Below are 25911 nucleotides of genomic sequence, written 5' to 3' on the forward strand. Positions count from 1 at the left end.
AGCTGCTGGTGCGTTGGCTAGCCTGCCCGCAACGCGAATGATTTAGGGTATATACAGTTGCTTCAGCCATTTACCGGCGAGGAATTGTCGGGACTGTAATGTGCTTTCCAGACGCCAAATTGTGTTTTTCTAAAGCCGCGAGCTGCGCGGATAGCGGTTGTGCTCCCAAAGTAATGACCGGCACTTCCTCCGCCTGCGGCAATTCCTGGGCCACGGCCGTCGGGGCTGCCGGTGTTTCTGGGGCAGCGCCTGAACGTTGATCGGCTTGTCCTATGGCAAACGGGCCAAAGGAATGGCCCAGGGCGTTTTGCCCCAGCGCGTTGTTTTCTAAACCCGGCAAACTGCGCTGGGCGCGGGTGTCGTTGTACCAGCGTGAGAACAGCACGGCCTGCTGCATCACCGGAGCGTTGGCATGCTCGATGCCATAGCCATAGGCGGCGAACTGGCTGTTAAGCCGGAACTGCAGACCCACCGCATCGCTTTGTAGATCATAGACGAGTGGCAAAATAAACAGGCCCGGTTCGTAGCTTTGGCTGTAAGCCTGGAGCGGCTCTTCGTCCTCCGGGCCAAATCGTTGATCGCCATTGACGTTTGGCATGGCGGTGACGCCATGAATCTGGATGGTCAGACGCGCTTCGCTGACATCGCCGTCGCTGTCGGTGATGGTGTAGACAAAGACTTCGGTCAGCGTGGCGTTGGCCTCAAGGGCAGCGACGCGCGGGTCGCTGGTGTTAACCTGATAGCGCCAGTTGCCCTGGCTATCGAGGAACAGCGCGCCGTATTGCCCGTTGCTGGTGCCGCCGATGGTGCCTGCGGCCCCGGTATTTTGCGAGATAACCCCGGTCACTGGCCCGTTGTTCGCCGCGCCATCAGCCCCGATGCGGTCATCGCTAAAGACATTCCCGCTGGCCGATTCCTGGCCCTGGTCCTGCAAAATTTCAGCGCCGTCATTGGAGGCCGTTGGGTTGTCGTTAAATACGGTGATGCGTAGCTGGCCGACGGTCACGCCGTTCACCTGCACGCCGTAGTCGTTATAAGTGCTGACCTGGCCTGGCTGGGAAACCGCTTCGCGCAAGGTGAAGCGATAATCAATGTGCGCTTCGCCATCCCGCGGGCTGTAGTACGCCAGCAGGGTTATGGTGCCGGTCGCGGTTTCGATGGTGATCGGCGAGAGCGGATTGAGCTGCAGCAGTTGCTCGGCGGTGATCACGCGGCCCTGGAAGGTGAACGTTTGCAGCTTATCGAGCGAGAGCACATCCAGCGTGCCGCTAACTTCTTGCGCCCCCGGCTCAAGCGGCGTCAGGCCGGACTCTTTCACCTGAATTTCCACCGACGGAGCGACCAACAGGCGCAGCGTGCCGTTGGTATTGCCGCCTTCGTTGCCGTCGCTGATGGTATAGGTGACGGCGGGAACGAAGCCGTGCCAGTTGGCGTCTGGGGTAAAGCTGTAGCGGCCGTCAGCCAGCACGGTCAGGCTGCCGATGCCCGCCAGCACGGCGGTGTCGCCCGCATTGTAGCGATTGCCGTCAACCAGGAAGCCAGAGAGATAAATCGGGTCGCCGTCCGGGTCGCGGTCGTTGGTGAGGACGTTTCCGGAAACCGGCGTGCCCTGCGGCGTAATGGCCCCTTCCGGATTCACTACCGGCACGCTGTTAGTGACGATGACGGTGACCGTTGTGGTTTCCGTCACGCCACCGCTGGTTACGGTGTAGGTGTATGTATCGGTGCCGACAAAACCGCTGCGCGGGGTGTAAATAATCTGCCCGTTTTGCAGGGTCGCCGTGCCGTTTGTACCATTGGTGACGGCGGTGATGGTGGCGTCAGGGTTGCTGAAACTGTCGTTTGCCAGCACATCGGTTGTGACCGGGCGACCCGCGTGCGTGGTGGCGGTATCGGCATTAATGTCGGTCACTGGCGAAACGGTGATGTTCAGCGTGCCGGTGGCGGTGCCGCCCAGCAGCGTATCGCTGACGGTGTAAGTAACCGTCGGCACGGTGCCGTTCCAGTCGGCAATCGGCGTCAGCGTGTAGCTGCCGTCACTGCGTAGGGTAAATTCGCCGACGCCCGCAATAATCACCGGATAGCCCGCCGGAGCCGTCTGCCCGTCGACGTTAAACTGCGTGACGATGAGCGGATCGCCATCCGGATCGCTATCGTTTAGCAGCACATTTCCGGTGACGACGTTATCTTCAGGCGTGACATTGGTGTCGGGGCCGGTGACCGGCAAGCGGTCTATCACCGTTACCAGAACTGTCGCCGTTTCCTGGATTCCGCCGCTCAGGACGGTATAGGTGTAGCTGTCGTTGCCCACAAAACCGACGTTAGGTTTATAGGTAATCTGCCCGTTGACGATAGTGACCGAGCCGTTCGCGCCCTGGGTGACGCTCTGAATCACTTTGTCGCTATTCTGGAAAGTGTCATTTGCCAGCACATCGGTGGTGACCGAGCTGTTGCCGTGAACGGAAATCTGGTCGTTAAACGCATCTTGTACCGCTGTGATGGTGATGCTTAACGTGGAGCTGGAGACGCCGCCGTTATTGCCATCGCTGATGTTGTAGCTCACCAGCGGTACGGTGCCGTTCCAGTCGGCAACGGGCGTAAATGTCCAGTCGCCGTTCGCCTGGACGGTCAGCACGCCCATGCCAGCAAGCGTTGCCGCAGCTCCTGGGGCATACAGGGTGCCGTTGACGGTAAATCCGGTGACGGTGAGCGCATTTTTGTCTGCAATGTCTACGTCGGTGTCGTTAGCCAGCAGATTGCCGCTCGCCACGGTGTCTTCTGGCGCTTCGCCAGGATCAGGGTTGGCGACGGGCGGCGTGTTGGTGATTTGAACCGTGACAAACGTGGTTTCGCGCACGTCGCCGCTGGTGACGGTATAGGCGAACACATCGGAGCCGACAAAACCGGCTACCGGCGTGTAGATGACCTTCCCGTTCACAATGGTGGTTGTACCGTGCAGGCCGTTGGTGGTGGCGGTGATCTGCTTATCGCTATTGGAAAAATTGTCATTGGCGAGCACGTCGATTTCGACCGGAACACCCGCATGGGTGGTCGATGTGTCCTGCACGATGTCGTCAACTGGCGTCACCGTTAAGGTGAGGGTGCTGCTGGCGGTTCCGCCGTTATGCCCATCGCTTATCTGGTAGGTGATCACCGGCAGCGTGCCGTTCCAGTCGGCAAGAGGGACGAATTTATAGCTGCCATCCGCGTTCAGGGTAAATCGCCCCTGCCCGGCAATAAAGACCTCGCTCCCGACCTGGCGCGGCAGGGTTTCGCCGAGCAGGTTGAAGCTGGTGACGCGCAGATTATCCTGCACCGTTGAGCTGTTATCCGCATCGCTATCGTTGCTTAACACGTTGCCTTCGATCGTGGTGTCTTCAAGGCCTGAATTGACATCAGGCTGCGCGACCGGCGCGGCGTTGGTGACGGTGACATAAACCGTGGCGGTTTCCGTAATCCCCCCGCTGGTGACGGTGTAGGTATAGCTGTCGCTGCCGACAAATTCAGGGGACGGGGTGTAGGTAATGTCACCGTTCGCGCCAATAGTGACGGTGCCGTAATTCCCGTTGGTGACGCGGGTAATGGTTTTATCCGGATTGACGAAACTGTCATTGGTCAGGACGTTAACCGTGGAGCTCGTTCCGGCATGAATTGTGTCGTTGTCATTTTGGGCGTCGACACGCGAATTGACGACAATATCAATCAGGCCGGTGGTTTCCCCGCCGTTGTTATCATCCGTCACCGTGTAGCTGATTTGCGGCACCACACCGTTCCAGTCTGGCACTGGCGTAAAGGTGTATTGCAGGGTAGAGGTGAGCGTGAACACCCCGACGTTCGGAATGGTGAAGGAGACCGGGGTCGTCGAGTTGTCCGGAACCGTAATAACACCAAAGCCTTCGACCTGGAAAGAGGTTACGCGCAGCACGTCGTTATCAGGGTCGGTGACATCCAGCCGACCTGCGAGCGGGGACGCATCTTCGTCCATGGTGAGCTGCATATTGCCGCTTTGAGGCGAGGTGTTACTCACCACAATCGAAACGATACTGGTTTCTGTGATGCCGCCGCTGGTGACCGAATAGGCAAAACTATCGCGCCCGGCAAAACCCTGCGGTGGCGTGTAGCGCACGGTGTTATCCGACAAGACTTCTACTCTGCCGCCTTGCTGAGTGACGGACGACGCCGTGACGGTGCGATCGGCATTTCTGAACGTGTCATTTGCCAGCACATTAATCACTACCGCGTCATCGGAGTGGGTGCTTGCCTGGTCAGGCTGAATATCGACAACCGGCGTCACGTTGATCACCAGGGTGCTGGTCACCTCGCCGCCGTTATTCCCGTCGCTTACGGTATAGGTAATCGGCGGTAGCGTGCCGTTCCAGTCTGCGACCGGGGTGAAAGCATATAACCCTTCCTGGGTGATGGTAATTCTTCCCATGCCGGGGATCACCACGCCGGTAAGCCCGGCGGGGTAGTCGGTGCCGTTAATCGTGAACTTGACGATGCTCAGATTATCGTTGTCGCTATCGGTCGCGCCACCCAGCAGCGTGTCGAGAATAATGCCGTCTTCTGCGGTGGTGATATAGACATTCGGCACGGTCGGCAAGGTGTTGGTCATGGTGACGGTGACGCGGGCCGTTTCCGTCACGCCGCCGCTGGTGACGGTATAGGTAAAGGTGTCGTCGCCGACATATCCGGCGGCTGGCGTGTAGACCAACTGATTATTCACAATACTCACGGTGCCATGCTGCGCCGTACCCGTCGCGGTGATGGTGGCATCGGTATTGGTAAAGCGGTCGTTTCGCAGCGCATCGATGGTTACGGGCGTGCCCGCGTGGGTCGACACCGTGTCTGACACAATATCGACTACCGGCGTGACGGTAATATCCAGCGAGCTTTGGGTCGGCGGGTCGAAGGTGTTATCCGAGACGTTAAACGTAATAGTCGGCACGGCGCCATTCCAGTCGGCAACGGGAATAAACGAGTAGCTGCCGTCGGTGCGTAAGGTAAAGGAGCCTTTCCCGGCGATATTCACGGTTTCGCCAGCCTGATGCGTTCCAGCAATGCCCGCGATCTGGAAGTCAGTGACATGCAGCGGGTCGCCATCCGGGTCGATCAATACGCGCAGGACGTTACCGTCAAGGGCGGTATCTTCATTGGTGGACGCAAACTGGTTGCTGGCGGTCGGCGGGGTGTTGGTCAGCAGAATAAACACGGTCGCGGTTTCCGTGACGCCGCCGCTGGTCACGGTATAGGTGTAACTGTCCTGGCCGACATAACCCTGTGTCGGGGTGTAAATCAGGCTATTTCCCGGCCCAACGGTGACGGTGCCGTATTGCCCCTGGGTAAAGCTGGTGATTCTTTTATCCGCATTAACAAAAGTGTCGTCCGCCATGACATCGGTGGTGATGACCGTCCCGGTGTGGGCGATTTCGACATTATCTTTGGCATCTTCTACCGCGGCGACGTGCAGGCCGAGCCTGCCGACGGTATCGCCGCCCATATTGCTATCGGTGACGACATAGGTCACCGGAATATCACCGTGCCAGTCGCCGCCTGGGGTGTAGGTGTAACTCCCGTCCGTATTAATGCGAAGAGTACCGTGACTGCCCGCAAGCGTAACGGTTGTGCCCGCCGCGTACGTTTGCCCTTCAACGGTGAAAGACTTCACGGTCAGGGTGTCGACCGCGCCGTCCGGGTCCCTGTCATTTGTCAGGACGTTACCCGCAGCGGAGGTGTCTTCGTTGATGGTTTGGTTGTCGTTTACGGCGATCGGCGCGAGGTTGGTGACGTTTATCGTCACCGTGGCTTTTTCAGTAATGCCGCCGCTCACCACGGTGTATTCGTAGCTGTCGACGCCAACAAAGCCCCGGTTTGGCGTATAGGTCAGCACGCCGCCGACATAGGTCAGCGTCCCGTTTGTCGGCTGCGTGACGGCGGTAATCGTTTTATCCGCATTGGTGAAGGAGTCGTTACTCAACAGATCGCTGGCGTTTTTCACCAGCGGCACATTGGCGTGAGTGCTCCAGGTGTCATTCGCCGCATCGGCAACCGCAGTGATATTGACCGCAAGCGTGGCTTCATTCGACCAGTGTTTCGTCAGGTTAGTGTCGCTTGAGAAATCGCTCAAATTAACGCGCTGGTTAAATACGCCAATTAATCCTGTGTCTGCGCTGTCGGAAGCGCGCAGTTGCAGGCCGCCGGTCACTGTCCCGTTGTAATCGGCCAGTGGCACAAAGCGCATCTGCGCGGTGCTGGCCAGTACAAAGGCGTTATCAAAGGTGATATTAGTTGGGAGCGTCGTCCAGGTGGTTCCGTCTGCGCTGTATTCCCAGTGGCCTTTGCTGGCGTCTGTGGTATTGCCGTAAATCGCGATGTAACCCAATGCGCCGCTGGCGTTACCGCCGCCTGCAATACCGCTCTGGTTATCGGTGGCGTCGCTGTAAACCGGCTGGAATAACTCGCCCACCGTTTTAGGCGTCGGCGTATCTTCGGCGATGGTCAGCGTGGTGTCGCCAAGCGTTGGGCGGTCATTAATGTTGCTGATGACGGTGTTCAGCGTGACCAGACCCTGGCTGAATATTGACGTGCCGCCGTGTGCTGAGGTGGCGCTGATATTAACAACGCTACCGTTTGCCGGAACGCCTGGAGAGGTAGAAACATCGCCGTTAGCGTTGGTTTCTACCAGGCGTACACCAAGCGTTGCAGGTGTACCAAAGTAGTTGGCTGCGGGCACAAAACGCAGGGAGGCGGTGGCGGTGAGTACTAGCGCGTTGCTGTCGCTGCGGTTGCCAACCGCAAGCCAGTTAACGCCATCCAGGGAATATTGCCATTCACCCTGGGCGGCGTTAGTCGTTACCTGCGTAATCGCCACGCCATAGAAGCTGTCAGCCGTGGTGCCGCCCGTTCCGCCGTTGCCGCTGTTATTAATGGTGTCGCGCTCGTCGTTAAAGAATCCGGCAAACAGACTCCCAACGGTTGAGCCGGAAACGCTCCCCGCGAGGGTGTCTTCTTCAAGCGTAGGAATGGTGACCGAAGGCGTGCCGGAAACAACAGGCGCGTCATTCACCGGATTAACGGTGAAGGTAAACTGACGGGTGGTGATCAGCACCGCCGAGGTGCCGTCTGCGTAATCAACCTGGCCGGGATCGGCGTTCGGATCGGTGAGGTTAGGTAACGTCCCCGGACGCGATCCGGAGTTGCCGCCGTCGTTCACCGTGACGGTCACGCCAAAGCTCCCGTTCCAGTCTGCGGCGGTCGCACTGCCTGGCGCATCTGGCAGAGTCACTTTCAGCCCCGCCAGGTAGCTATTAATTTGGGTATAAGATCCGGTAAATGTCAGGGTATCGGTGCCCGCGCCCGCCACGGTGCCGCCGCTGCCGGTTGGGGCAACAAACACAAAACCGGTGGGGAGTTTCACGGTCACCGTCATGGACTGGCTGCCCGCATCGGAATCGCTGATGGTAATCGGCGGCAGCGTGACCGTGGCGCTGCTTTCGTTGGTGTTAAGAACCGGGCTGCCGCCAAGCTCAATATGGGCCGGATCGTTAATGCTGCTCTGGAAAACGGTGCGATAAGTCGAGGCGACGTTTTGCTCAAGGCCGCCTGGAATTGCCCCGTACGGGTTTATCACCGCGTTGGGTACCGGCGAGGTGCCCACGCCGCTTGCGCTAAGGTTTTCCCCGCCGTTGGCGGTTCCCGTCAGGTTGCCGTTTGCATCGCGAACCCGATCGTCAACGATCACTTCAACGTGGAAGTATTGATCCGCATCGTCCAGCGAGATCCCGTTCATTCTGACTTGTAACTGCGCCAGATAAGCATTGATTTGCGCGACGGTGCCAGTAATGACCAGCGGGGCGTTAACCCCGTTGGAAGGCGGGTTAATGCCATCCGGGCTGGTGGTCTGAACCGTAACGCCAGAGGTCGTATTCAGGGAAGAGATATTGATCGCTGAGTTTTGCTGATTGCGGTACTGCTCGATGGTGAAAGGCGTGCCGTCCTGGTTGGTAATGCGCACCGTCACCTGAACAATGTCGTTTTCACCCGTTGCGATGCCGCCCGCGTCTGTGACATCCGGGTCAGCAATCACGAAGCCGCCGACGCTATTTCCGCCCGGCGCGTTGTTGTCGAGCAGCAACGTATCAGACGGCGCGGTAATGGTCGGCGCATCGTTGACCGGGGTGATGGTTATCGCAATCTGCACATCTGCTGGCGGAGTGCCGGTATTATCCCCGACGTTTGACGCGGTAGTGTCGAGGTGAATATTCAGCGTCACATCGCCTGCCGCCGCGCCGTTCTGGTCGTGGTTGGCATCTTTCGCGCTCAGGTAAGTCAGGCCATTTGTCGGGTCATTGAGCAGCGCCTGAATCGCGCTGGCGGTGCCGGTTAAAATCAGCGTGCCGCTGTTATCGCCCTGAATCGTCACACCGTTTAATTCGGTGTCACCTGTCGCCCCGCCAATGCCCAACTGCCCCTGTGGGACGGTGAGCGTGACGGTAACCGGTTTGCCAAAGGCGTTCGATTCCACGTCGGTAATGGTGATGTCCCCGCCGATACGCGTAGGCTGATCTTCAAAGGTGGTTTTATCGGTATTGCCTACCGCCAGCGAGCCGGGATCGTTAATTTCTGAGGCGTTGATCACCACCTGATTGGCGGTGATGTTCCCGTTGTTAGCCGGAACGCCGTCCAGATACCAGTTGTAATTTGTGGTATCGACAGCGCCAGGTGCTGTGCCAAACGCAGGCGTTGCGGGCTGGTTTACCGGGCCGCCGTTTGCCGTTCCCAGGAGCTGACCGGTATTGTCACGCAGACGGTCATCGGTGATCACCTGCACCTGGTAGGTGGTGTTGCGGTCGTCAGGGAAAGCCACACGTAAACTGGCAAGCGCACCGTTAATCTGTGCCACGGTGCCGGTCAGCACCAGATAGCTGCCGGTACCTCCGCTAACCGTTGCGCCGCCTGGGTTATCGGTACTCAGTAAAATGTTGTTGTAGTCACTCAGGGTGAAGGCGGAGCCGTCGCTATGCAGCAGGCGCACCGTGGTCTGAAGGATATTGGTGGCGCTCGAACCGCTGGAAATATCCGGGTCGGCAATCACAAAACCGCGAACGTTATGACTATCGCCGCCAATATCAATCGGCCCGGAGGGGGCGGTTACCGTCGGTTTATCATTAGTTGGCGTGACATTAATCGCAAAGCGATTACCGGTTTGCTCTTTGTCGCCATCAGAGATCGTGAAATTAAAGCCATCGTTGTTCAGGCCGTTTCCGGTGATCTCATCCCCGTTATTCAGGTAATAAATATAACCTTTGTTGATGTCATCCTGAGTGAAGGTTGAGCCGCTGCCTATGGCGCTGAAATTGACGCCGTCCGTCGAATAAGCAAGACGCCCATGAGCCGGGGCGGTGGTTACGGTGTATTGCACCTGGACGGCGGAACTGTCCGGATCGTAGGCCTGGAGCTGGGTGTTATTGAGCTGGACATAGCCGCCCTCAACGACCGTAGCCGGATTATTGGCAGGCTGGCCGCCGATATTGTTCGGTGAATCCGGCGGAACCACCACGCCGGGGCTATCCGGCGTGAGAGGAATTTGCGGGCCATCGTTAACGTTGGTGATAACAATGCCCACCCTCGCGTTGACGGCAGACGACGCTCCCCACCGGTCAACCGCCGAGACGATAAACTCCGTGCTACGCACCTCAGACCCGTTACTGACAAACCGCAGGCCGCTGCTGTTATCGCTTTTCAATAAGCTGGCATCGAGTTTGAGCGTGCCGATATCCGCGCTGGTGATCGTCACCCACGTCGTGCCGTTAAAATATTGCAGCACGCCGCCGGTCGGCAGCGACTGGAAGACGATTTTGAGCGCATTCGCGCCCGTTGCGTCGTTGTTCAACGCAAAGTTATTACTGCCGTTGATTTGCGTCAGCGTTTCCCACGGCGAGCCGCTATTGGCATCGTCCGGGTCGCTGAGTTGTAGCTGAGACGTGGTGATATAAATCGTTTCGCCTTCTGCCAGAACCGTGTTGGAGGAGCCGGAAATCACCGGCGCATCGTTAACGGGCGTGACGAAGATTTTCAGATCCGGGTTCCAGGTCACCGGAACCGGATTGCCGCGGGCATCCAGCGTGACTTGCCCTGCGGAAACAGAGAAATGGGCGTTAAAGACGAAGTTTTCCCCACCGTCATGCACAATGCGCACAAGCCCCGCATCCAGATCCGCCTGGGTAAACGTGCCAAACGTGTTGATGGTTGTCGTGCCGCCATTGCCATCGCTTTTCAGGATAGTCAGGCCGTTTTGACCCGCATCGGTGCCGAGATAGGTATAGACGATCTGCTCGGGGTCGATGCCGGGCAACACATAGCTCAGACCCGGCGTGGAGTTAGTGATATTCCCGGTGCCGGAAAGCACCAGCGAGCCCCCTTCGTTAATCGAACCATGCGGCGGCAGCGTTGGGTTCGTGACATCAATCCCGATGTAACCGGAGTTATTGGTCGCGGGGGGAACATCCCACGGGGCGACCTGGTCCGGCGTGGGGTTATTGGCAAGGCGAGCTAAACCGATGGTGAACTGGAAATGGGTTAACTGATCGCTTGCGCTGTTGCCATCCCAAATCCCGCCCTGGCGCGTAAACGTGCTGCCGTCCGCATTCCAGCGCAGGGCCGTTGAGTGGTCGATGACGCGGAAGTTAAAGACATCAATGCCGCCGGGCTGCGCGTTGAGATACTGCACATACGCGACTTTGCCTTCAATCACGTCTTCCATGCTGAAGGTGTCACCGGTTCTTAAACGTAACCCGTTGAGCGTCAAATAGCCGTGGGTTAGCCCTGCGGCATCGACCACAAAACTGACGCGCTCAGCGGGGGAGTCGGTATCAAGACCTGAGAGCATCTCAGGTGTTAAAACCACATCCGCCGGGCCGGGGGTGACATCCGCATGCAAACTGGAATTAGTATCCAGGAACGGGTCGTCATCAACCGGTTGAATGTTAAGAGCAATTACCGCATCGCTGCTGGCCGGTGTGCCCGTCCCGCCACCCTGGTCGGTGACGCGCACGCCAAAGTTATCCTGCGCAATCCCATCTTCGCCGTCATTGGCGTAGGTTAAGCGGCTGCGATCGGCGTAGGCAATTTGCTGCCCGACCTGCACCGGAACCCCATCAAAATAGAGCGTGCCATGGGCTGGCAGCGAGGTGATGGTCAGGGTGAGATTGGTGTCCTGGGTATCGCCGCCGCTGGTGGCAACAATGTACTGCCCGACGTTTCCGGTATTCGCCGCATTGGCGGGCTGGCCTTCAAAGACGATGCCGCTGCCCTGAACCGTCGGCAGTTGGTTTTCAGGCACAATTTCAAGGCTGACCGTCACGCTTGCAGACTGGTCGATTGGCGTTGCGCCGTCGTTCGCCCGGGCAGAAAAACTGTCGGCGGTGTTTTGCGCGCTGCCCGTAGCGGTGTGGACATACTTCAGCGCGCCATTGCGCACATCTTGCTGCGTAAACACCGAACCGGCGCCCAGCCGCGTGCCGTTTAACGTCAGATAACCGTATTGCGGCATCGCCGTCAGGCTGTAGACAATTTGCGACGCATTTTGCGCGCCAATATCCAGTTCGGGATCAATGGCCTGGAGCGTGGCTTCGGTAATCACGGTGCCCGAGCCGTTGTTTTCCGGCACGGATAACGGCGTGGTGACAATGGTTACCGGATCGTTGGCAGGTGTGATGGTGATATGCGTGACGAGGCTGTCATTGCCAGAAAAACTCAGGACATAAAACTGCACGTCGGTTGAAACCGATTGATGGCCCAGCTCCGTATCGCTGGCGGTAAATCTCAGCGCGTTAAGCCAGGCCTGCGCATCCGCCGCTGAACCGACAAATTCCAGTGATTTCCCGGATGTTGCCCCGTTAACGAGATTGCCCGCGGCTTCGTTCGTCAGGCTCACGCTTATCGCGACATTTTCATCGCTGGCATTAAGCGTTATGCCGCTAAAACTGCCTGTTTCGGCTCCGGGATGCAGCGTGGTTGGCTCGGAAACCACCATATCGGGCGTAGTGATGGTGAGTTCGGGCGCTTGCAAAACGCCATCATATGCCAGCGAGAGCGACCGCGTTTCGATAACGCCGGTGTGGGATTCCAGCGTCCAGTCGGCGGCTTTTTCCGCGCTGCCGGTTTCGTCATTCGACGCCGCGACATCTGCATGGGTGTAATCCGCCAGACGGGTGATCAGCGTGGTGTCTTGCGATGTGACGTTGCAGCCGTACAGCAAAATATCGCCGTCGGCCGTGAGCTTTTCGCCAAGCTGTTCTAATTGCTGCTGATATTGCCCAATGGTCTGGTTATTAAGTTTGTCGCTACCGAGCGTGATTTCGTCGCTGGCACCGTGGCTGATGATGTGAATCGCCGTGATGTTTTTATCATTTTTTAGCGCGTCGTTGATCTGCTCAAGCCCGGAATGCTGCGCGTCCAGCACCAGTACGCGGCTGCCTTCTGGCAACTGGCTAACCAGTGATTGCCAGTTCTGAACGTGACTATCGACGACATAAACTTCATGTGGGGCAGGGGCGTCAGCAGGTGCTGGGGCGGTGATGGATGCCGGTGCCGGAACAGGGGCGGGCGGCACGAAGACCGCTTTCGATGCGTCAGGCGCGTTATCGTGATGCGGGGCATCCAGCGGATTATCCGCATGATGTGCGGCTTCAACAACGGCTGCACCATCAAACAATTGACGTGGCTCCAGAGCGAAACGGTGATGACGTGGACGGGTGGGATTATCGTTTCTTTGTCTGGACATGGCGCATCACTCTGTTAGCAACTTCGGTAGCATTAACAACAATGATACATGCAACTTACATAATATGAATGTATTAGATCCCCTTATTACATAATATTTACGAATGTTTATGAGAATAATCCTGGAGAAATCGACTTTCATTTCAGGTCGGTTTTTGGCCTGTGGGTGTGAAGTGAAACCAGAATAAAACGCTGAATTATTTCTCGTAGAAATGATAAATAACCTGAGGGTGATTGTTTGTGCTTTCCCTGATGCAAGAAAATGGCGCTTTTCCCGTAGGCCATTAATCTGCCTGATTTTTTAATTCCCAGGCTAACTCATTGTTCACGAATAGCTTAAATAATAAGCAATACATTTGTGTGGTTAATAGAAAATGATTGCAGATGAAATAGTTGGTAACGAAAGAGAGTGTAAATAACCGATGCATTATACTTTTATCACGCGTGTGAAATTGGGAATCCTCCGCTGTTGAGCATCAGGCGTTTTTCCTATCGTCCGAGAAGTTAATTCCTCGTGAGATGGGCCTATGAATCGATATTCCACCGCGGTACTGCTCAGTACCCTGACCATGACGACAGCGGCTCAAGCCGATGCGCTGGGTGGCCTGTTCGATAATTCCATTGTCGGGTCGATTACGCAGGCGATTAACGACGCCTATAAACCCAATGATAGCCGCAACGATGACGGTGACGATCGGCGTTGGGAAGGTGAAGATCGAAATCGTAGCGATGATAATCGCCGCCAGTACGAAGACCGCCATCTCCAGCTTGAAGATCGCCGCCGTCAGCTTGATAACCAGCAGCGTCAGCTTGACGACCAGCGCCGCCAGCTCGAAGAAGATGAGCGCCGTTTGGATGATGATTATCGGTAAGTTGTGTATTTTGCGAGAGAGGTTCTGAATTTTTTGTTTGTCGAAATTTTTTAGATCGCTCTGTGCTAGTTTGGGGTTCTTTCGGTGGATGGCGCTATCGCTTATCCACCCTACAAAATACTTTTGTAGGTCGGGTAAGGCGTAAGCCGCTACCCGACGTTACGCAAGGACGCTCAAATGCCCAACTATCGACGTATGCGGGTTTTCGGTGGAACATGGTTTTTCACCGTCAATCTCCATGATCGCAACAGCGATCTGCTTATTCGACATATTGCGGAACTAAGACGTGTTGTTCACCATGTGAAACAAAGACATCCATTCGAGATCAATGCGTGGGTCATCTTACCCGACCATATGCATTGCGTCTGGACGCTTCCTGTGGCGGACTGTGATTATTCCGGCCGATGGCGTGAGATAAAGAAAACTTTTACGAAATCTTTATCTGGCGTACCGGACCAGGTCTGGCAAAAACGGTTTTGGGAGCATTGCATAAGGGATGAAACAGATTACGAGGCGCATCTAAATTACGTCTATATCAATCCCGTAAAACACGGATGGGTAAACAAAGTGAGCGATTGGCCCTATTCCTCTTTTCATCGGGATGTGAAGCGAGGGCTTTATTCGGTTGATTGGGCAGGTGATAAAAACGATTTCATTGCCGGCGAGCGTTAATAATCGGTGGATGGCGCTAACGCTTATCCACCCTACGAAAAACCGAGGTGTTGTGTAGGTCGGGTAAGGCGTAAGCCGCCACCCGACGCAAACTCATTAATCCACCAAAATAACCATCCCATCAAACCCAGCTTCAAACCCTTCTGGCAGCTCATTCTCCATCATCCAGCAATCAAACTGGTGGCTGATATGCGTGAGAATTACTCGCGGGCAACCGATGTGTTCATTCAACGCGATAACCGTATTTAAATCGCAATGGTTTTTCGGCGTTTGCGGGCGCGGTTCATGGCTGCAATCAATCACTATCACCTGCGGTTTATGGTTTGCCAGAAACTTCAGCGTTTTTTCCGGTAAACCTGCGGTATCACTCAGCCACGCCACGCGGCTATGCGGCGTTTCAAACAGATAGCCGAGCGTCAGTTTTGAATGGTTGAGCGGCAGGGGGGTTACGCGCAGCGCTTGCAGCGTAAAACCAACAAACGGCTCAAGCGTGTGGCTGAAATCCAGAATACCGGGATGTTTAAACAGATCGTCGCAGCCCTGTTCATCGGCGGGGCCGTAAACGGGAATTTTCGCCTCAACGCCCCAGCGCAGCGGGAACAAGCCCTGAACGTGGTCCATATGGTAATGGGTGAGTAAAAACTGCTGAAATTCACCAGGCTGCCAGTGATCCATCAAATCGGGAATCCCCGCATCCAGCAGCGTCACCGCATCGTTGAACTTCACCACTGCGCTACAGGGTTTACGGCGATATTGCGTGTTTTTGCGAGCCCGCTCGCAGGCGGCACAAAAACATCCAAATGCGGGCACCAGTTGTGCGCCGCCGGTGCCGCTAAGGGTTAGTGTCAGGCTCATAGTTTGTCTCCCCCTCATACTTCAGGTTGCCTCTTTGTTGGCTACGTTCACTCACCCAAATCCCTTACCTGAGTAAGCTCATTGGGATTCATTCTCTTGCCGCTGCGATGCAACTCGAATTATTTTGGGGGCCACCGCTTTGGTAAAACGGAAATGGGTATGCTGATACCCTTCGCGTTGGTAAAAACGGTGAGCATCAAGACGTTTGGCGCTGGTGGAAAGCTCGGTCAGTTCTGCACCCGCGATGCGCGCTTTATCTTCTGCCCACGCCAGCAATTTGCTGCCAACGCCGTAGCCACGTGCCTGCGGCACCACCACCAGCTCCTGAATTTCACCCACCCAGTTCACATGGTGCAGGTGGAACTGCATATGCAGACTCACCATTCCCACGACTTCGCCGTTTAGTTCCGCGAGTTGGTAACATAGGTTGTGATCCTGGAGGTTTGCCGCAAACCCTACGTTAAATGCCTGGCGATTAAATTCCGCCTGTTTTAATTCGCAAATTAAAGCGTAGACGGCATCGGTATCGGCAAGCGTGGCGGGGCGAATTTCCAACATGGCGCGTTTCCTTGTGAATTTGGTGGATGACGCTGTCGCTTATCCACCCTACAAAACCCGAGTCGTAGGTCGGATTAGCGTAGCGACATCCGACATTAAAGCAGCTCAGTAGATCAAATGCATAAACGACGAGACAGACTCATCAAGACTGCCATCGTTATTCAGTATCATGCATTCGTCCTGATCCGGCGTGTAGAATGCCGCACGTTGCAGGCGCTGCTCGATCTGCTGTGCCGTTTCGCGCCCGCGTTCTTCAAGGCGCTTACGCAAAACGTCCGTTGAAACGTGCAGGCAAATCGGCACCAGCGCTTCGCCATATCGCGCCCGCGCCTGTGCCAGATGCTGGCGCGAACCGTTAACTACCACATCGAAACCGGTATCGAGCCAGATATCCAGTTCGATCCCCACGCCATAACTCTGGTGATGCGCCTGCCAGCACAGGGCGAACAGCCCCTGTTTCTCGCGCTGGGCGAACTCCTTTTCACTCAGTGCGATATGGTTTTCGCATCCGGCGTCTGCGGCGCGGGTGATGTAGCGATGAGCCACCAGCAGTTGATTATTCTCCTGCTGGCGGAGCGCCGTCAGCAGGCTGTCTTTCCCGGAGCCCGACGGCCCCATCAACCAGACCATTTTGCTCATCAGAACACCCGTATTCCCTGGCGCCAGACATGGCCGACGCGGACATGGTCGCCGTGACGATGGGCCAGCACCATGTCGGCGCGTTTCCCTTCCGCCAGCACGCCGCGATCGGCCAGATTCAGCGCCTTGGCCGGGTTGCGCGTCACCAGCGCCACGGCCTGCGGCAATGTGAAACTGTTGGTTTCGTCTTGCGCCACGCGGAACGCGGCATCGAGCATACTTGCCGGATAATAATCAGAGGACAGAATGTCCAGCAGGCCGACTTGCGCAAGCTGATGCGCCGCCACGTTACCGGAATGCGAGCCGCCGCGTACGATGTTTGGCGCACCCATCAGCACGCTTAAACCATGCTGGCGTGAAGCCTGCGCTGCTTCAAGCGTGGTCGGAAACTCGGCGATCACGCTGCCCAGCTCGTGGGATTGCGCAACGTGTGCGCCCGTCGCGTCGTCGTGGCTGGCGAGAGCGATATTGCGCGCGCGGCACTCGGCGGCAATCGCCAGGCGGTTCGGCTGCGACCAGCGTTCGGCGAGCGCCAGTTGTTCAGCTTCATAGCTGTTCATCTCGGCGTCGCTCAGGGAATATTTGCCCTGATAGTACTCGCGGTATTTGACCAGATTCGAAAACTGGCGCTGACCTGGGGAGTGGTCCATCAGGGATACCAGCGACACGCCTTCGCGTTCGATTAACTGCTGAAACAGCGGCAGCGTGGTGTGGTGCGGCAGTTCGCAGCGCAGATGCAGGCGGTGCTCGGCGCGGTTTACGCCACGTGCCTGGCTGTCCATCACCGCGTTAATCATCTTATCGAGGTTTTCCAGGCGATCGCCGCCGTCACGCACATCGCCCAGCGCTACGGCATCCAGCACCGTAGTGATACCGCTCGCCACCATCAGCGCGTCGTGGCTGCTCATCGCGGAATGCGCGGGCCAGTCGACTTTCGGGCGCGGGGTGAAGAATTTGTCGAGGTTGTCGGTATGCAGCTCGATAAGCCCCGGCAACAGCCAGCCGCCTTCGCCGTCCAGTGCCTGCGGGAGCTGGCTTGGGCTGTCGGCAAAATTACGGATTACGCCATCGGCTACTTCCAGCGAGCCATGTACCACTTCATTTTCCAGCACCAGCCTGACGTTATTAATGATCATTTTTGGCCTCAACGGTTGCCATGTTATGGAGTCTGTCTGCCACCTGATTGCGCACCGCTTCGTCGTGGAAGATACCGACGACCGCCGCGCCTCGCGCTTTCGCTTCCTGAATTAGCGCGACCACGGCGGCGCTGTTTTTCGCATCCAGTGAAGCCGTTGGCTCATCAAGCAGCAAAATCGGATAATCGACGATAAAGCCGCGGGCGATATTTACGCGCTGCTGTTCGCCGCCGGAAAACGTTGACGGAGCCAGGTTCCACAGGCGCTCCGGCACGTTCAGGCGGGTGAGTAACATTGAGGCTTTGTCTTCGCAGACGTCACGCGATACACCTAAATCAAGCAGCGGCTGCATCACCACTTCCAGGGCAGAAATTCGCGGGATGACGCGCAAAAACTGGCTGACCCAGCCGATGGTCTGGCGGCGCACCGCCAGCACGTCACGCGCCGGAGCTTGCACGATGTCCAGCCAGGCGTCGTTATGTTTGACCCAGATATGGCCTTCGTCCGGCAAATAGTTGGCGTAGAGCGAGCGCAGCAACGTGGATTTCCCGCTGCCGGAATGGCCGTGCAGAACTACGCACTCCCCGCTTTTTACTTCGAGGGAGGCATCCGCCAGCACCGGCAAACGGATGCCGTGCTGATGGTGTAACACAAAGGTTTTGCTTAAATTTTCAACCCGTAAGAGGGACATATTGATTCCTTAATACGTATGCCATGACGTCGGATGGCGGCTTGCGCCTTATCCGACCTACAGGTGCGTCGCTCGTTGTTCGTAGGTCGGATAAGACGCGTAAGCGTCACCATCCGACAAAGGTGCATCGCTCGTTGTTGTAGGTCGGATAAGATGCGAAAGCATCGCCATCCGACAAAGGTGCGTCGCTCGTTGTTCGTAGGTCGGATAAGACGCGGAAGCGTCACCATCCGACAAAGGTGCGTCGCTCGTTGTTGTAGGTCGGATAAGATGCGAAAGCATCGCCATCCGACAAAGGCCTGTCGTGTAGGTCGGATAAGACGCGTAAGCGTCACCATCCGACGATGACGAAAGTCAATTCTGCAATACTGATGACACCAGCAACTGGGAATACGGATGATGTGGGTCATCCAGCACGCGGTCGGTCAGGCCGCTTTCCACCACTTGCCCCTGTTTCATCACCAGCAGGCGGTCTGCCAGTAAACGTGCCACGCCCAAATCGTGGGTGACAATCACCACCGCCAGGTTCAGTTCCCGCACCAGGCCGCGCAGCAGGTCGAGCAAACGCGCCTGCACCGAAACGTCCAGCCCGCCGGTAGGCTCGTCCATAAATACCAGCTTCGGGTGCGTGACCAGGTTGCGGGCGATTTGCAGACGTTGCTGCATCCCGCCAGAAAAAGTGGTCGGCAGGTCGTCAATGCGCGAGGCCGGGATTTCTACTTCTTCTAACCAGCGCTGGGCGGTGGCGCGGATGTCCCCGTAGTGCCGTGCGCCGGTTGCCATTAATCGTTCGCCGATGTTGCCGCCAGCGGAAACGTGGCGGCGCAGGCCGTCCATCGCATGTTGATGCACCACGCCCCACTCGGTGCGCAGCAGGCGGCGGCGCTCGCCTTCGCTCATGTCATACAGCGAGGAATCCAGATAAACCACTTCCCCGTTTTGCGGGGCGAGACGGGCGGAAATCGACTTCAACAGCGTGGTTTTACCCGAGCCGGATTCGCCTACAATGCCCAGCACTTCGCCGGGATACAGTTCGAATGACACGTCGCTGAAGCCTTTGCCTGGGGCATAAAGGTGCGTCAGGTTATTGACGGAAAGTAACGGTTGAGTCATTGGGATGCGGCCTCGCTGTTCTGGCGGCAGAAATCGGTATCGGAGCAGACGAACATGCGGCTGCCCGCATCATCGAGCACCACTTCATCCAGGTAACTGTGGTGGGAGCCGCAAATCGCGCACGGTTCCTCCCATTCCTGAACGGTGAATGGATGGTCGTCAAAATCGAGACTTTCCACGCGGGTAAACGGCGGCACCGCGTAGATGCGTTTTTCACGTCCGGCTCCGAACAGTTGTAGCGCGGGCATCATGTCCATTTTCGGGTTATCGAATTTTGGAATCGGCGACGGGTCCATTACGTAACGCTCGTTCACCTTCACCGGATAGGCGTAAGTGGTGGCGATATGGCCGAAACGGGCGATGTCTTCGTACAGTTTCACCTGCATCACGCCGTACTCCTCCAGGGCGTGCATGGTGCGGGTTTCGGTTTCACGCGGCTCGATAAAGCGCAGCGGCTCAGGGATCGGCACCTGATAAATCAGGATCTGATCTTCGGTCAGCGGCGTTTCCGGGATGCGGTGGCGCGTCTGAATCAGCGTGGCGTCGGCGGTCGATTCGGTGGTGGCGACGTTGGTCACGCGCTTGAAGAAGTTGCGAATCGACACGGCGTTGGTCGTGTCATCCGCGCCCTGGTCAATCACTTTCAGCACGTCGTTTTCGCCAATCACGCTGGCGGTAATTTGAATGCCGCCGGTTCCCCAGCCGTAAGGCATCGGCATTTCGCGCCCGCCAAACGGCACCTGGTAGCCGGGAATGGCGACGGCTTTCAGGATCGCGCGGCGCAGGGTGCGCTTGGTTTGTTCATCCAGATAAGCAAAGTTGTAGCCGGTGAGTGCCTTAGTCACGATTGCGCTCCTTTTGCAGACGTTTGAGCAGTTCCAGTTCGGCCTGGAAATCGACGTAGTGCGGCAGTTTCAGATGCGAGACAAACCCGGCGGCTTCGACGTTATCGGCGTGGGCCAGCACGAACTCTTCGTCCTGCGCCGGGCCTGCCACGGTTTCGTCGTAGTCAGGGGTTTGCAGGGCGCGGTCGACCAGCGCCATCGCCATCGCTTTGCGTTCGCTCATGCCGAATACCAGCCCGTAGCCGCGCGTAAAGTGCGGGTCTTCATCAGTCGGCGCGACAAAGCCGTTAACCATTTCGCACTCGGTTATCAGCAGTTCACCGATGTTCACCGCAAAACCCAGCTCTTCCGGCGTGATTTCCAGATCCACATAGCCGCTACGAATTTCCCCCGCAAACGGGTGGTTACGCCCGTAGCCGCGCTGGGTGGAGTAGGCGAGAGCCAGCAAATATCCTTCGTCGCCGCGCACCAGTTGTTGCAGGCGCGAGGAGCGGGAACACGGGTAAACCGGCGGGTTGCGGGTGATGTCATCGGGCTTTTCACCGTTATCTTCTTCCACCTTCGCCAGCCCCTGTTTTGCCAGCAGGCTGAACACGTGCGGCGCGGGTTCGGCGTTATCGTCAGCCTGTTTTAGCGATGGCGCTTCGCCGTTTGCCAGCAAAGTGAAATCCAGCAGGCGGTGGGTGTAATCGTAAGTCGGGCCGAGCAACTGGCCGCCCGGCACGTCTTTATAGACGGCAGAAATGCGGCGCTCTAAGCGCATATCGGCGGTGTTGAGCGGCTCGCTCACCGCCAGGCGTGGCAGCGTGGTGCGGTAGGCGCGCAGCAGGAAGATGGCTTCGACCATATCGCCGCTGGCCTGTTTGATGGCGAGTGCCGCCAGTTCGCGGTCGGCAATGCCGCCTTCGGTCATCACGCGGTCAACCGCCAGGCCGAGCTGTTGTTCGATTTGCGCGACGCTCAGTTCCGCAAGGTTTTGGTCGCCACGACGGTTGTGTTCCTGAAGTTGGTGGGCGCTCGCAATCGCCTTCTCGCCCCCTTTGACGGCTACGTACATCAGCACACCTCCACATGAGTGGTGCGAGGAATGGCCAGCAGGCGATCGCCGCAGGTGAGAATTAAATCGATGCCCAGCGGGAACGGGTGCGGGCGCTCCGTTAGCTCAAAGATCACGCAATCAGGCAGTTGCGGGGCAATCATGCGTTCTTCGCGAATCCCCGCGCCGGTTAAGCGCAGCATGCGGCCGCCGCTCAGGCTCGGCACCTGCAAAATCAGTGTGGCGCTGGTGTCGGGTGCCACATCGGTTCCCTGGGCCAGGGCGTTGAGTTCTTCTGCATAAATCGTGCTGTCAGCAACCGCGAACTGCGCGTGTTCTGGCGTCAAGGAAATCGGTGCATTTGTATGGAATCGGACATTTTGCAGCGTGACGTCGTTGCTTAGCGCGTCGCTAATCCACACCGGCGTGTCGTTATCGGCAAGGGTCAGCAGCACGCTGGTGGAGGCGACATTCAGCGGTTTCCAGCCGTGTTGCAGGGAATGGAGTGCCACGATCACGCCCGGCTCGCTCATCGCTTTCAGCAGGCGACGGAAGCTCTGTTGGGCATCCTGCACGGGCAGGTTAAAAGCGGTCATCAGGGTCATGCGTTATCTCCGCGAACCAGAGTGAAGAAGTCGACTCGGCTGCTGTTAATTTGTGTGCGGCGGGCGGCCTGGCGCTGTTCGCGGTTTGCCGCCAACGGTGCAATTAAGGTTTCTTGTAAAGTCCGGAATCGAACTTTTTCTTGCATCAGCGCGTCGATCACCGCGCAGAGTTCGGCGTGGGCTTTATCGCGCCCTAATAAATAGCTGTAGCCGTAGGTGCCGTTGGCAAGCTGTACTACGGCGCGGGTGACGGTGGTGTCACCGGCAAAAAAACGCTGCCCGGTTGCGCCCATTCGCGCCTGAATTTGCACGAGTCCGGTTTCGGACTTGCGGATAACCTGGTAATCAGGATCGAGTTTTTGTTCTGCCCAAAGTGCGGCCAGCTCGTGCGGCAGGCTGTGGGCGAGCACGGCCATCCACTGCTGGCGCTGTGCGACATTAAAATGCGGTGCGTCCATTTAGTGCTCCATGGTGAATTCAATCATGTCGGCGCGCGTCAGGCTGACGGAGTACTCCGCAGGTGACGGATGGCCTTCACGGTGGTTGAGGGTGCGCACGCAAAGCAGCGGTGCCATGTTGGGAATTTCCAGCAGGCGGCTCTCTTTGGCCTGCGCGCGGCGGGCGCTGATGCGTGTTTGGGTGCGTTTAAGGTTGATGCCGATCCGGGTCTGAATCACGTCGTGCAGCGAGCCGCTTCTGAACTGTTGCAGCGCAGGCCACCAGTCGAGCTCGGCAAAGTAGTGGTCGATGAGACATACCGCGATGCCGTTAACGCGGCGCAGGGTGCGCAGGTGAATAATGTCTTCGCCCTCGGTGATGCCTAACGCGTCAGCCACGTGGCTTGATGCCGGGCGCAGCACCGCGAGTAAGCGCTCGCTGGTGGGGTGGCTTCCCTGGTCGAGCAGGTTCTGGCTAAAGCGCGCCTGGGCATTCAGCGGGTAATCGAACGGGCGCATCAGCACCAGAACCCCGATTCCCTGGCGACGCTGAACCCAGCCTTTTTCGACCAGTTGGTCGATAGCGCGGCGCAGGGTGTGGCGGTTAACGTCGTAACGCGCCGCAAGCTGGCCTTCGGCGGGCAGGTAGTCGCCGCAGCGGTAGTTTTTACGCAGATCCTGTTCGAGCAGGGCGGCGATTTCCTGATAGCGCGTCGGGTAACTGGTCGGATGTCTGGATAAGTGCATGTCAGCAAACCTCTTTTAAGGGCATTTGTCGGGTGGCGCTGGCGCTTACCCGACCTACGCCGTAGGGGGGATAAACGCAGTGCCATCCACCGCTTTTGCCGTCGTTCATAAGGCCTCAGATAAAATGCTTACGCAGGCGCTGGGACATAAAGTCCAGCAGGCTGACAGTGACGATGATGACGATCATCAGGGCGCAGGTTTGCTGAAACTGGAACCCGCGAATGGCCTCCCAAAGCGTGACGCCGATACCGCCTGCGCCGACCATGCCGACCACCGTTGCGGAACGGACGTTCGACTCAAAGCGATAGAGCGAGTAGGAGATAAGCAGCGGCATAACCTGCGGCAGTACGCCGTAGAGAATTTCTTCAAGTTTGTTAGCGCCGGTGGCGCGAATGCCTTCAACCGGGCCGGGCTCGATGGCTTCCACCGCTTCGGAAAGCAGTTTGGAGAGCACGCCGGTGGTGTGAATAAACAGTGCTAATACACCGGCAAAGGGGCCGAGGCCGACGGCGACCACGAATAACATCGCGAACACCATTTCGTTGATGGCGCGGCAGGCGTCCATCAGGCGTCGCATCGGCTGGTAAACCCACCATGGCACCAGGTTGTCGGCGCACATCAGGCCGCAGGGAATGGAGAGTACGATGGCAAGTGCGGTGCCCCAGACGGCGATTTGCAGGGTGATAGACATTTCGCCCAGGTAATCTCGCCATTCGCTGAAGTCCGGCGGGAAGAAGTCGGCGGCGAAGGTTGCCATGTTGCCGGAGTCTTTAATTAAGGTGAGCGGAGACATTTCCGCGCCTTGCCAGGAGGCGACTAGCACCGCCAGTAAAATCGCCCAGCTCAGTAGCGAGAACCAGCTACGTTTTGGTGCGGCGACCTGGATTGTTTGTTGCATGGATTGCTCCGTTAATGGTTTTGGGACCCCACCCCGGACCCCCTCCCAACCTCCCCCTTTCCAGGGGGAGGAGTAAAAGCTCGCTCTTGGTTGAGGGAGGAGTTAAAACTCCCTCCCCTGGTAAGGGGAGGGCTGGGGTGGGGTCCAGAGTGTCACTGCACCGCTTTATTCACGCTGCTCATCGCGCCGAGCGCCGCGGTCAGGCGATCCAGGTCATTAAGCTGAGTTTGCAGCTCGGTGACTTTCACGGTTTTGTCTTTCTCGTCCAGGCCCTTGTTGTCCTTCACGCCTTGCATCTGCTTGAACAGGGCGAGCTGGCGAATCGGCACCAGTTGCAGGTCGCTGGATGGACGGAACGGCGCCCAGCCCAGACGGGTCAGCACTTCTTTCTCTTCCGGCGTTTTGCCGTAGGTCATAAAGAAGTCATAGATTTTGTCTTTGGTGGCTTCAGAGAGGTTTTTACGCCATGCGATTGGGTCGCCTGGGATCAGCGGCGATTTCCAGATAACTTTCAGCTGTTTAAGCTTTTCTGGCGCTGAGGTTTTCAGCTTGTCGAGGTTTTCGGTGTTGTTGGTGGCCACATCGACTTGCTTGTTGGCAACGGCCAGGGCGTTGGTTTCATGGCTGGCATTCACGGAACGTTTAAATTCATTCACAGAGGCATTGTTCTTCGCGAAAACATAGTAGCCAGGGACGAGGTAGCCTGAAGTAGAGTTCGGGTCGCCGTTGCCGAAAGTCAGCTCTTTACGTTTGGCCAGCATGTCTTGCAGGTTATTGATTGGGCTGTCTTTGTTGACGATCAGCACGCTCCAGTAACCCGGAGAGCCATCCACGGCGACCGTTTGAGCAAAGACCTGGCCGTTGGCGCGATCCACCGCTTCCATCGCCGAAAGGTTGCCGTACCAGGCGATATCCACTTTGTTAAAACGCATGCCCTGGATAATCCCCGCGTAGTCCGGTGCGAAGAAAGCATTCACCTTCACGCCCAGTTTCTTCTCCATATCCTTCAGGAACGGTTCCCACTGCGGTTTCAGGTTTTGCTGCGATTCGGTGGAGATAATGCCGAAATTCAGGGACTTTTCTTGTTCATCCGCATGGGCTGGGCTGAACAGGGCGCTAACGCTTAACAGGCTGGTAAAGGCGAGGGCTTTTACGGCTTTGTAGCTCATGACTGTTCCTTGGAGTAGATGACAAAGTGGTTACGCAGCCGCCGCGTCAACGCGGTTCATGCTGCGGTAGAGATTCCCCAGCCGTTCGTTGTCGAACGCCGAGCTGCTTCCGTCGTAAAACACATGACCCTGGCGGAGTGCGACAATGCGTTCGCAATAGCGCAGGGCGTAATCCACTTGATGCAGCGTCACCACCACGGTGATGCCGTCCAGACGGTTAATGTCGTGCAGCGTTTCCATCACGATGCGGGCGGATTCCGGGTCGAGGGAGGCAATCGGTTCATCGGCCAGAATTACTTTGGCTTGCTGCATCAGCGCACGGGCAATCGCCACGCGCTGCTGCTGCCCACCGGACAGGGTGGAGACGCGCTGATAAGCAAACTGCGTCATGCCGACGCGGGTCAGCGCCTGCAGCGCACGCTGCTTTTGTTCGCGGGTAAACCAGTTAAAACAGGTGCGCCAGAACGGCGTGGAACCCAACGCGCCAATCAGTACGTTTTCAAGCACCGTCAGGCGATTCACCAGGTTGAACTGCTGGAAGATGTAGCCGGTGTGGGCGCGGCTTTTGCGAATGTCACTTGCCAGGCGGCCCGCTTTTTGAACGGTGCGGCCAAGCAGTTCCACATGGCAGTCTGCTGATTTATCTGAGGTAATCAGGCCGCTCAGATGGCGTAAGAGGGTGGATTTGCCTGAGCCAGACGGCCCCAGCAGAGCGACCATCTCACCTTCCTTTACCTCCAGGCTGACAGCGTTTAACGCCTGGTGCTGGTTGAAGGTTTTGCTCAGTTTGTTGACGCGAATAATCGTTTGCATCACACGGGCTCCTTAAAAAGTTGCCTCATGGTGCCGATGAAA

At 57.2% G+C, this 25911-nt stretch carries 17 protein-coding genes; 2 read left to right on the top strand and 15 right to left on the bottom strand.

Annotation, left to right across the window (positions count from 1 at the left end):
* Window positions 1-70: 70 nt before the first annotated feature.
* Entirely contained in the window at window positions 71-12784 is a 12714-nt protein-coding gene (locus AB1E22_RS11175; RefSeq protein WP_367595392.1) for an Ig-like domain-containing protein, read from the bottom strand.
* A gap of 526 nt (window positions 12785-13310) precedes the next feature.
* On the opposite strand from AB1E22_RS11175, the gene yjdP reads away from it, so the two are divergent.
* Together yjdP and AB1E22_RS11185 are read left to right on the top strand one after the other, a co-directional pair.
* On the top strand, window positions 13311-13655 hold the full coding sequence (gene yjdP, locus AB1E22_RS11180; protein WP_367595393.1) for a DDRRRQL repeat protein YjdP: 345 nt from the start codon (window positions 13311-13313) through the stop codon (window positions 13653-13655).
* Window positions 13656-13832: 177 nt separating this feature from the next.
* Window positions 13833-14327, top strand: coding sequence for an REP-associated tyrosine transposase (locus AB1E22_RS11185; protein WP_367595394.1), 495 nt, complete (start codon window positions 13833-13835; stop codon window positions 14325-14327).
* A gap of 96 nt (window positions 14328-14423) precedes the next feature.
* Here AB1E22_RS11185 and phnP read toward each other — a convergent pair whose 3' ends face one another.
* From phnP to phnC, 14 genes are all read right to left on the bottom strand, one after another.
* Complete coding sequence (gene phnP, locus AB1E22_RS11190; RefSeq protein WP_367595395.1) at window positions 14424-15182, bottom strand: phosphonate metabolism protein PhnP; 759 nt, start codon at window positions 15180-15182, stop codon at window positions 14424-14426.
* A 78-nt stretch (window positions 15183-15260) separates the two neighbouring features.
* Window positions 15261-15740 carry an aminoalkylphosphonate N-acetyltransferase gene (phnO, locus tag AB1E22_RS11195; protein ID WP_367595396.1) on the bottom strand — a complete coding sequence of 160 codons (480 nt, stop codon included), beginning with the start codon at window positions 15738-15740 and terminating at the stop codon, window positions 15261-15263.
* Window positions 15741-15845: 105 nt separating this feature from the next.
* Window positions 15846-16379, bottom strand: a complete 534-nt coding sequence (gene phnN / locus AB1E22_RS11200) for a ribose 1,5-bisphosphokinase (RefSeq protein WP_437178382.1) — start codon at window positions 16377-16379, stop codon at window positions 15846-15848.
* Complete coding sequence (gene phnM, locus AB1E22_RS11205; RefSeq protein ID WP_367595397.1) at window positions 16379-17515, bottom strand: alpha-D-ribose 1-methylphosphonate 5-triphosphate diphosphatase; 1137 nt, start codon at window positions 17513-17515, stop codon at window positions 16379-16381. Before phnM ends, phnN begins: the two co-directional genes overlap by 1 nt.
* A complete protein-coding gene (gene phnL, locus AB1E22_RS11210; protein WP_367595398.1) occupies window positions 17505-18206 on the bottom strand; it encodes a phosphonate C-P lyase system protein PhnL in 702 nt (233 codons plus the stop codon). The genes phnM and phnL overlap by 11 nt, the downstream gene beginning before the upstream one ends.
* 354 nt (window positions 18207-18560) lie before the next feature.
* Complete coding sequence (phnK, locus tag AB1E22_RS11215; RefSeq protein WP_367595399.1) at window positions 18561-19319, bottom strand: phosphonate C-P lyase system protein PhnK; 759 nt, start codon at window positions 19317-19319, stop codon at window positions 18561-18563.
* Window positions 19316-20164: an alpha-D-ribose 1-methylphosphonate 5-phosphate C-P-lyase PhnJ gene (locus AB1E22_RS11220; protein WP_367595400.1), complete on the bottom strand. Its 849-nt coding sequence runs from the start codon at window positions 20162-20164 to the stop codon at window positions 19316-19318. The genes phnK and AB1E22_RS11220 overlap by 4 nt, the downstream gene beginning before the upstream one ends.
* Window positions 20157-21221 (bottom strand): carbon-phosphorus lyase complex subunit PhnI, encoded by a 1065-nt coding sequence (locus tag AB1E22_RS11225; RefSeq protein WP_367595402.1) that lies wholly within the window; start codon window positions 21219-21221, stop codon window positions 20157-20159. Before AB1E22_RS11225 ends, AB1E22_RS11220 begins: the two co-directional genes overlap by 8 nt.
* On the bottom strand, window positions 21221-21805 hold the full coding sequence (gene phnH / locus AB1E22_RS11230) for a phosphonate C-P lyase system protein PhnH (protein WP_367595403.1): 585 nt from the start codon (window positions 21803-21805) through the stop codon (window positions 21221-21223). The genes AB1E22_RS11225 and phnH overlap by 1 nt, the downstream gene beginning before the upstream one ends.
* The gene (gene phnG, locus AB1E22_RS11235; protein ID WP_367595404.1) at window positions 21802-22263 is read right to left on the bottom strand and encodes a phosphonate C-P lyase system protein PhnG; all 462 of its coding nucleotides are present in this window, start codon (window positions 22261-22263) and stop codon (window positions 21802-21804) included. The genes phnH and phnG overlap by 4 nt, the downstream gene beginning before the upstream one ends.
* The gene (phnF, locus tag AB1E22_RS11240) at window positions 22264-22989 is read right to left on the bottom strand and encodes a phosphonate metabolism transcriptional regulator PhnF (protein WP_367595405.1); all 726 of its coding nucleotides are present in this window, start codon (window positions 22987-22989) and stop codon (window positions 22264-22266) included.
* 115 nt (window positions 22990-23104) lie between these two features.
* Window positions 23105-23887, bottom strand: coding sequence for a phosphonate ABC transporter, permease protein PhnE (phnE, locus tag AB1E22_RS11245; protein ID WP_367595406.1), 783 nt, complete (start codon window positions 23885-23887; stop codon window positions 23105-23107).
* A 152-nt stretch (window positions 23888-24039) separates the two neighbouring features.
* Window positions 24040-25056, bottom strand: a complete 1017-nt coding sequence (phnD, locus tag AB1E22_RS11250; protein ID WP_367595407.1) for a phosphonate ABC transporter substrate-binding protein — start codon at window positions 25054-25056, stop codon at window positions 24040-24042.
* Between the two features lie 30 nt (window positions 25057-25086).
* On the bottom strand, window positions 25087-25869 hold the full coding sequence (gene phnC, locus AB1E22_RS11255; RefSeq protein ID WP_367595408.1) for a phosphonate ABC transporter ATP-binding protein: 783 nt from the start codon (window positions 25867-25869) through the stop codon (window positions 25087-25089).
* Window positions 25870-25911: the final 42 nt, after the last annotated feature.

Source organism: Buttiauxella gaviniae (assembly GCF_040786275.1).
Classification (GTDB): Bacteria; Pseudomonadota; Gammaproteobacteria; order Enterobacterales; family Enterobacteriaceae; genus Buttiauxella; species Buttiauxella gaviniae_A.

Bases quoted from the DNA above. Each gene is read 5' to 3' on its own strand.
- AB1E22_RS11175 (WP_367595392.1), bottom strand. From the start codon at position 12,784: ATGTCCAGACAAAGAAACGATAATCCCACCCGTCCACGTCATCACCGT.
- yjdP (WP_367595393.1), top strand. From the start codon at position 13,311: ATGAATCGATATTCCACCGCGGTACTGCTCAGTACCCTGACCATGACG.
- AB1E22_RS11185 (WP_367595394.1), top strand. From the start codon at position 13,833: ATGCCCAACTATCGACGTATGCGGGTTTTCGGTGGAACATGGTTTTTC.
- phnP (WP_367595395.1), bottom strand. From the start codon at position 15,182: ATGAGCCTGACACTAACCCTTAGCGGCACCGGCGGCGCACAACTGGTG.
- phnO (WP_367595396.1), bottom strand. From the start codon at position 15,740: ATGTTGGAAATTCGCCCCGCCACGCTTGCCGATACCGATGCCGTCTAC.
- phnN (WP_437178382.1), bottom strand. From the start codon at position 16,379: ATGAGCAAAATGGTCTGGTTGATGGGGCCGTCGGGCTCCGGGAAAGAC.
- phnM (WP_367595397.1), bottom strand. From the start codon at position 17,515: ATGATCATTAATAACGTCAGGCTGGTGCTGGAAAATGAAGTGGTACAT.
- phnL (WP_367595398.1), bottom strand. From the start codon at position 18,206: ATGTCCCTCTTACGGGTTGAAAATTTAAGCAAAACCTTTGTGTTACAC.
- phnK (WP_367595399.1), bottom strand. From the start codon at position 19,319: ATGACTCAACCGTTACTTTCCGTCAATAACCTGACGCACCTTTATGCC.
- AB1E22_RS11225 (WP_367595402.1), bottom strand. From the start codon at position 21,221: ATGTACGTAGCCGTCAAAGGGGGCGAGAAGGCGATTGCGAGCGCCCAC.
- phnH (WP_367595403.1), bottom strand. From the start codon at position 21,805: ATGACCCTGATGACCGCTTTTAACCTGCCCGTGCAGGATGCCCAACAG.
- phnG (WP_367595404.1), bottom strand. From the start codon at position 22,263: ATGGACGCACCGCATTTTAATGTCGCACAGCGCCAGCAGTGGATGGCC.
- phnF (WP_367595405.1), bottom strand. From the start codon at position 22,989: ATGCACTTATCCAGACATCCGACCAGTTACCCGACGCGCTATCAGGAA.
- phnE (WP_367595406.1), bottom strand. From the start codon at position 23,887: ATGCAACAAACAATCCAGGTCGCCGCACCAAAACGTAGCTGGTTCTCG.
- phnD (WP_367595407.1), bottom strand. From the start codon at position 25,056: ATGAGCTACAAAGCCGTAAAAGCCCTCGCCTTTACCAGCCTGTTAAGC.
- phnC (WP_367595408.1), bottom strand. From the start codon at position 25,869: ATGCAAACGATTATTCGCGTCAACAAACTGAGCAAAACCTTCAACCAG.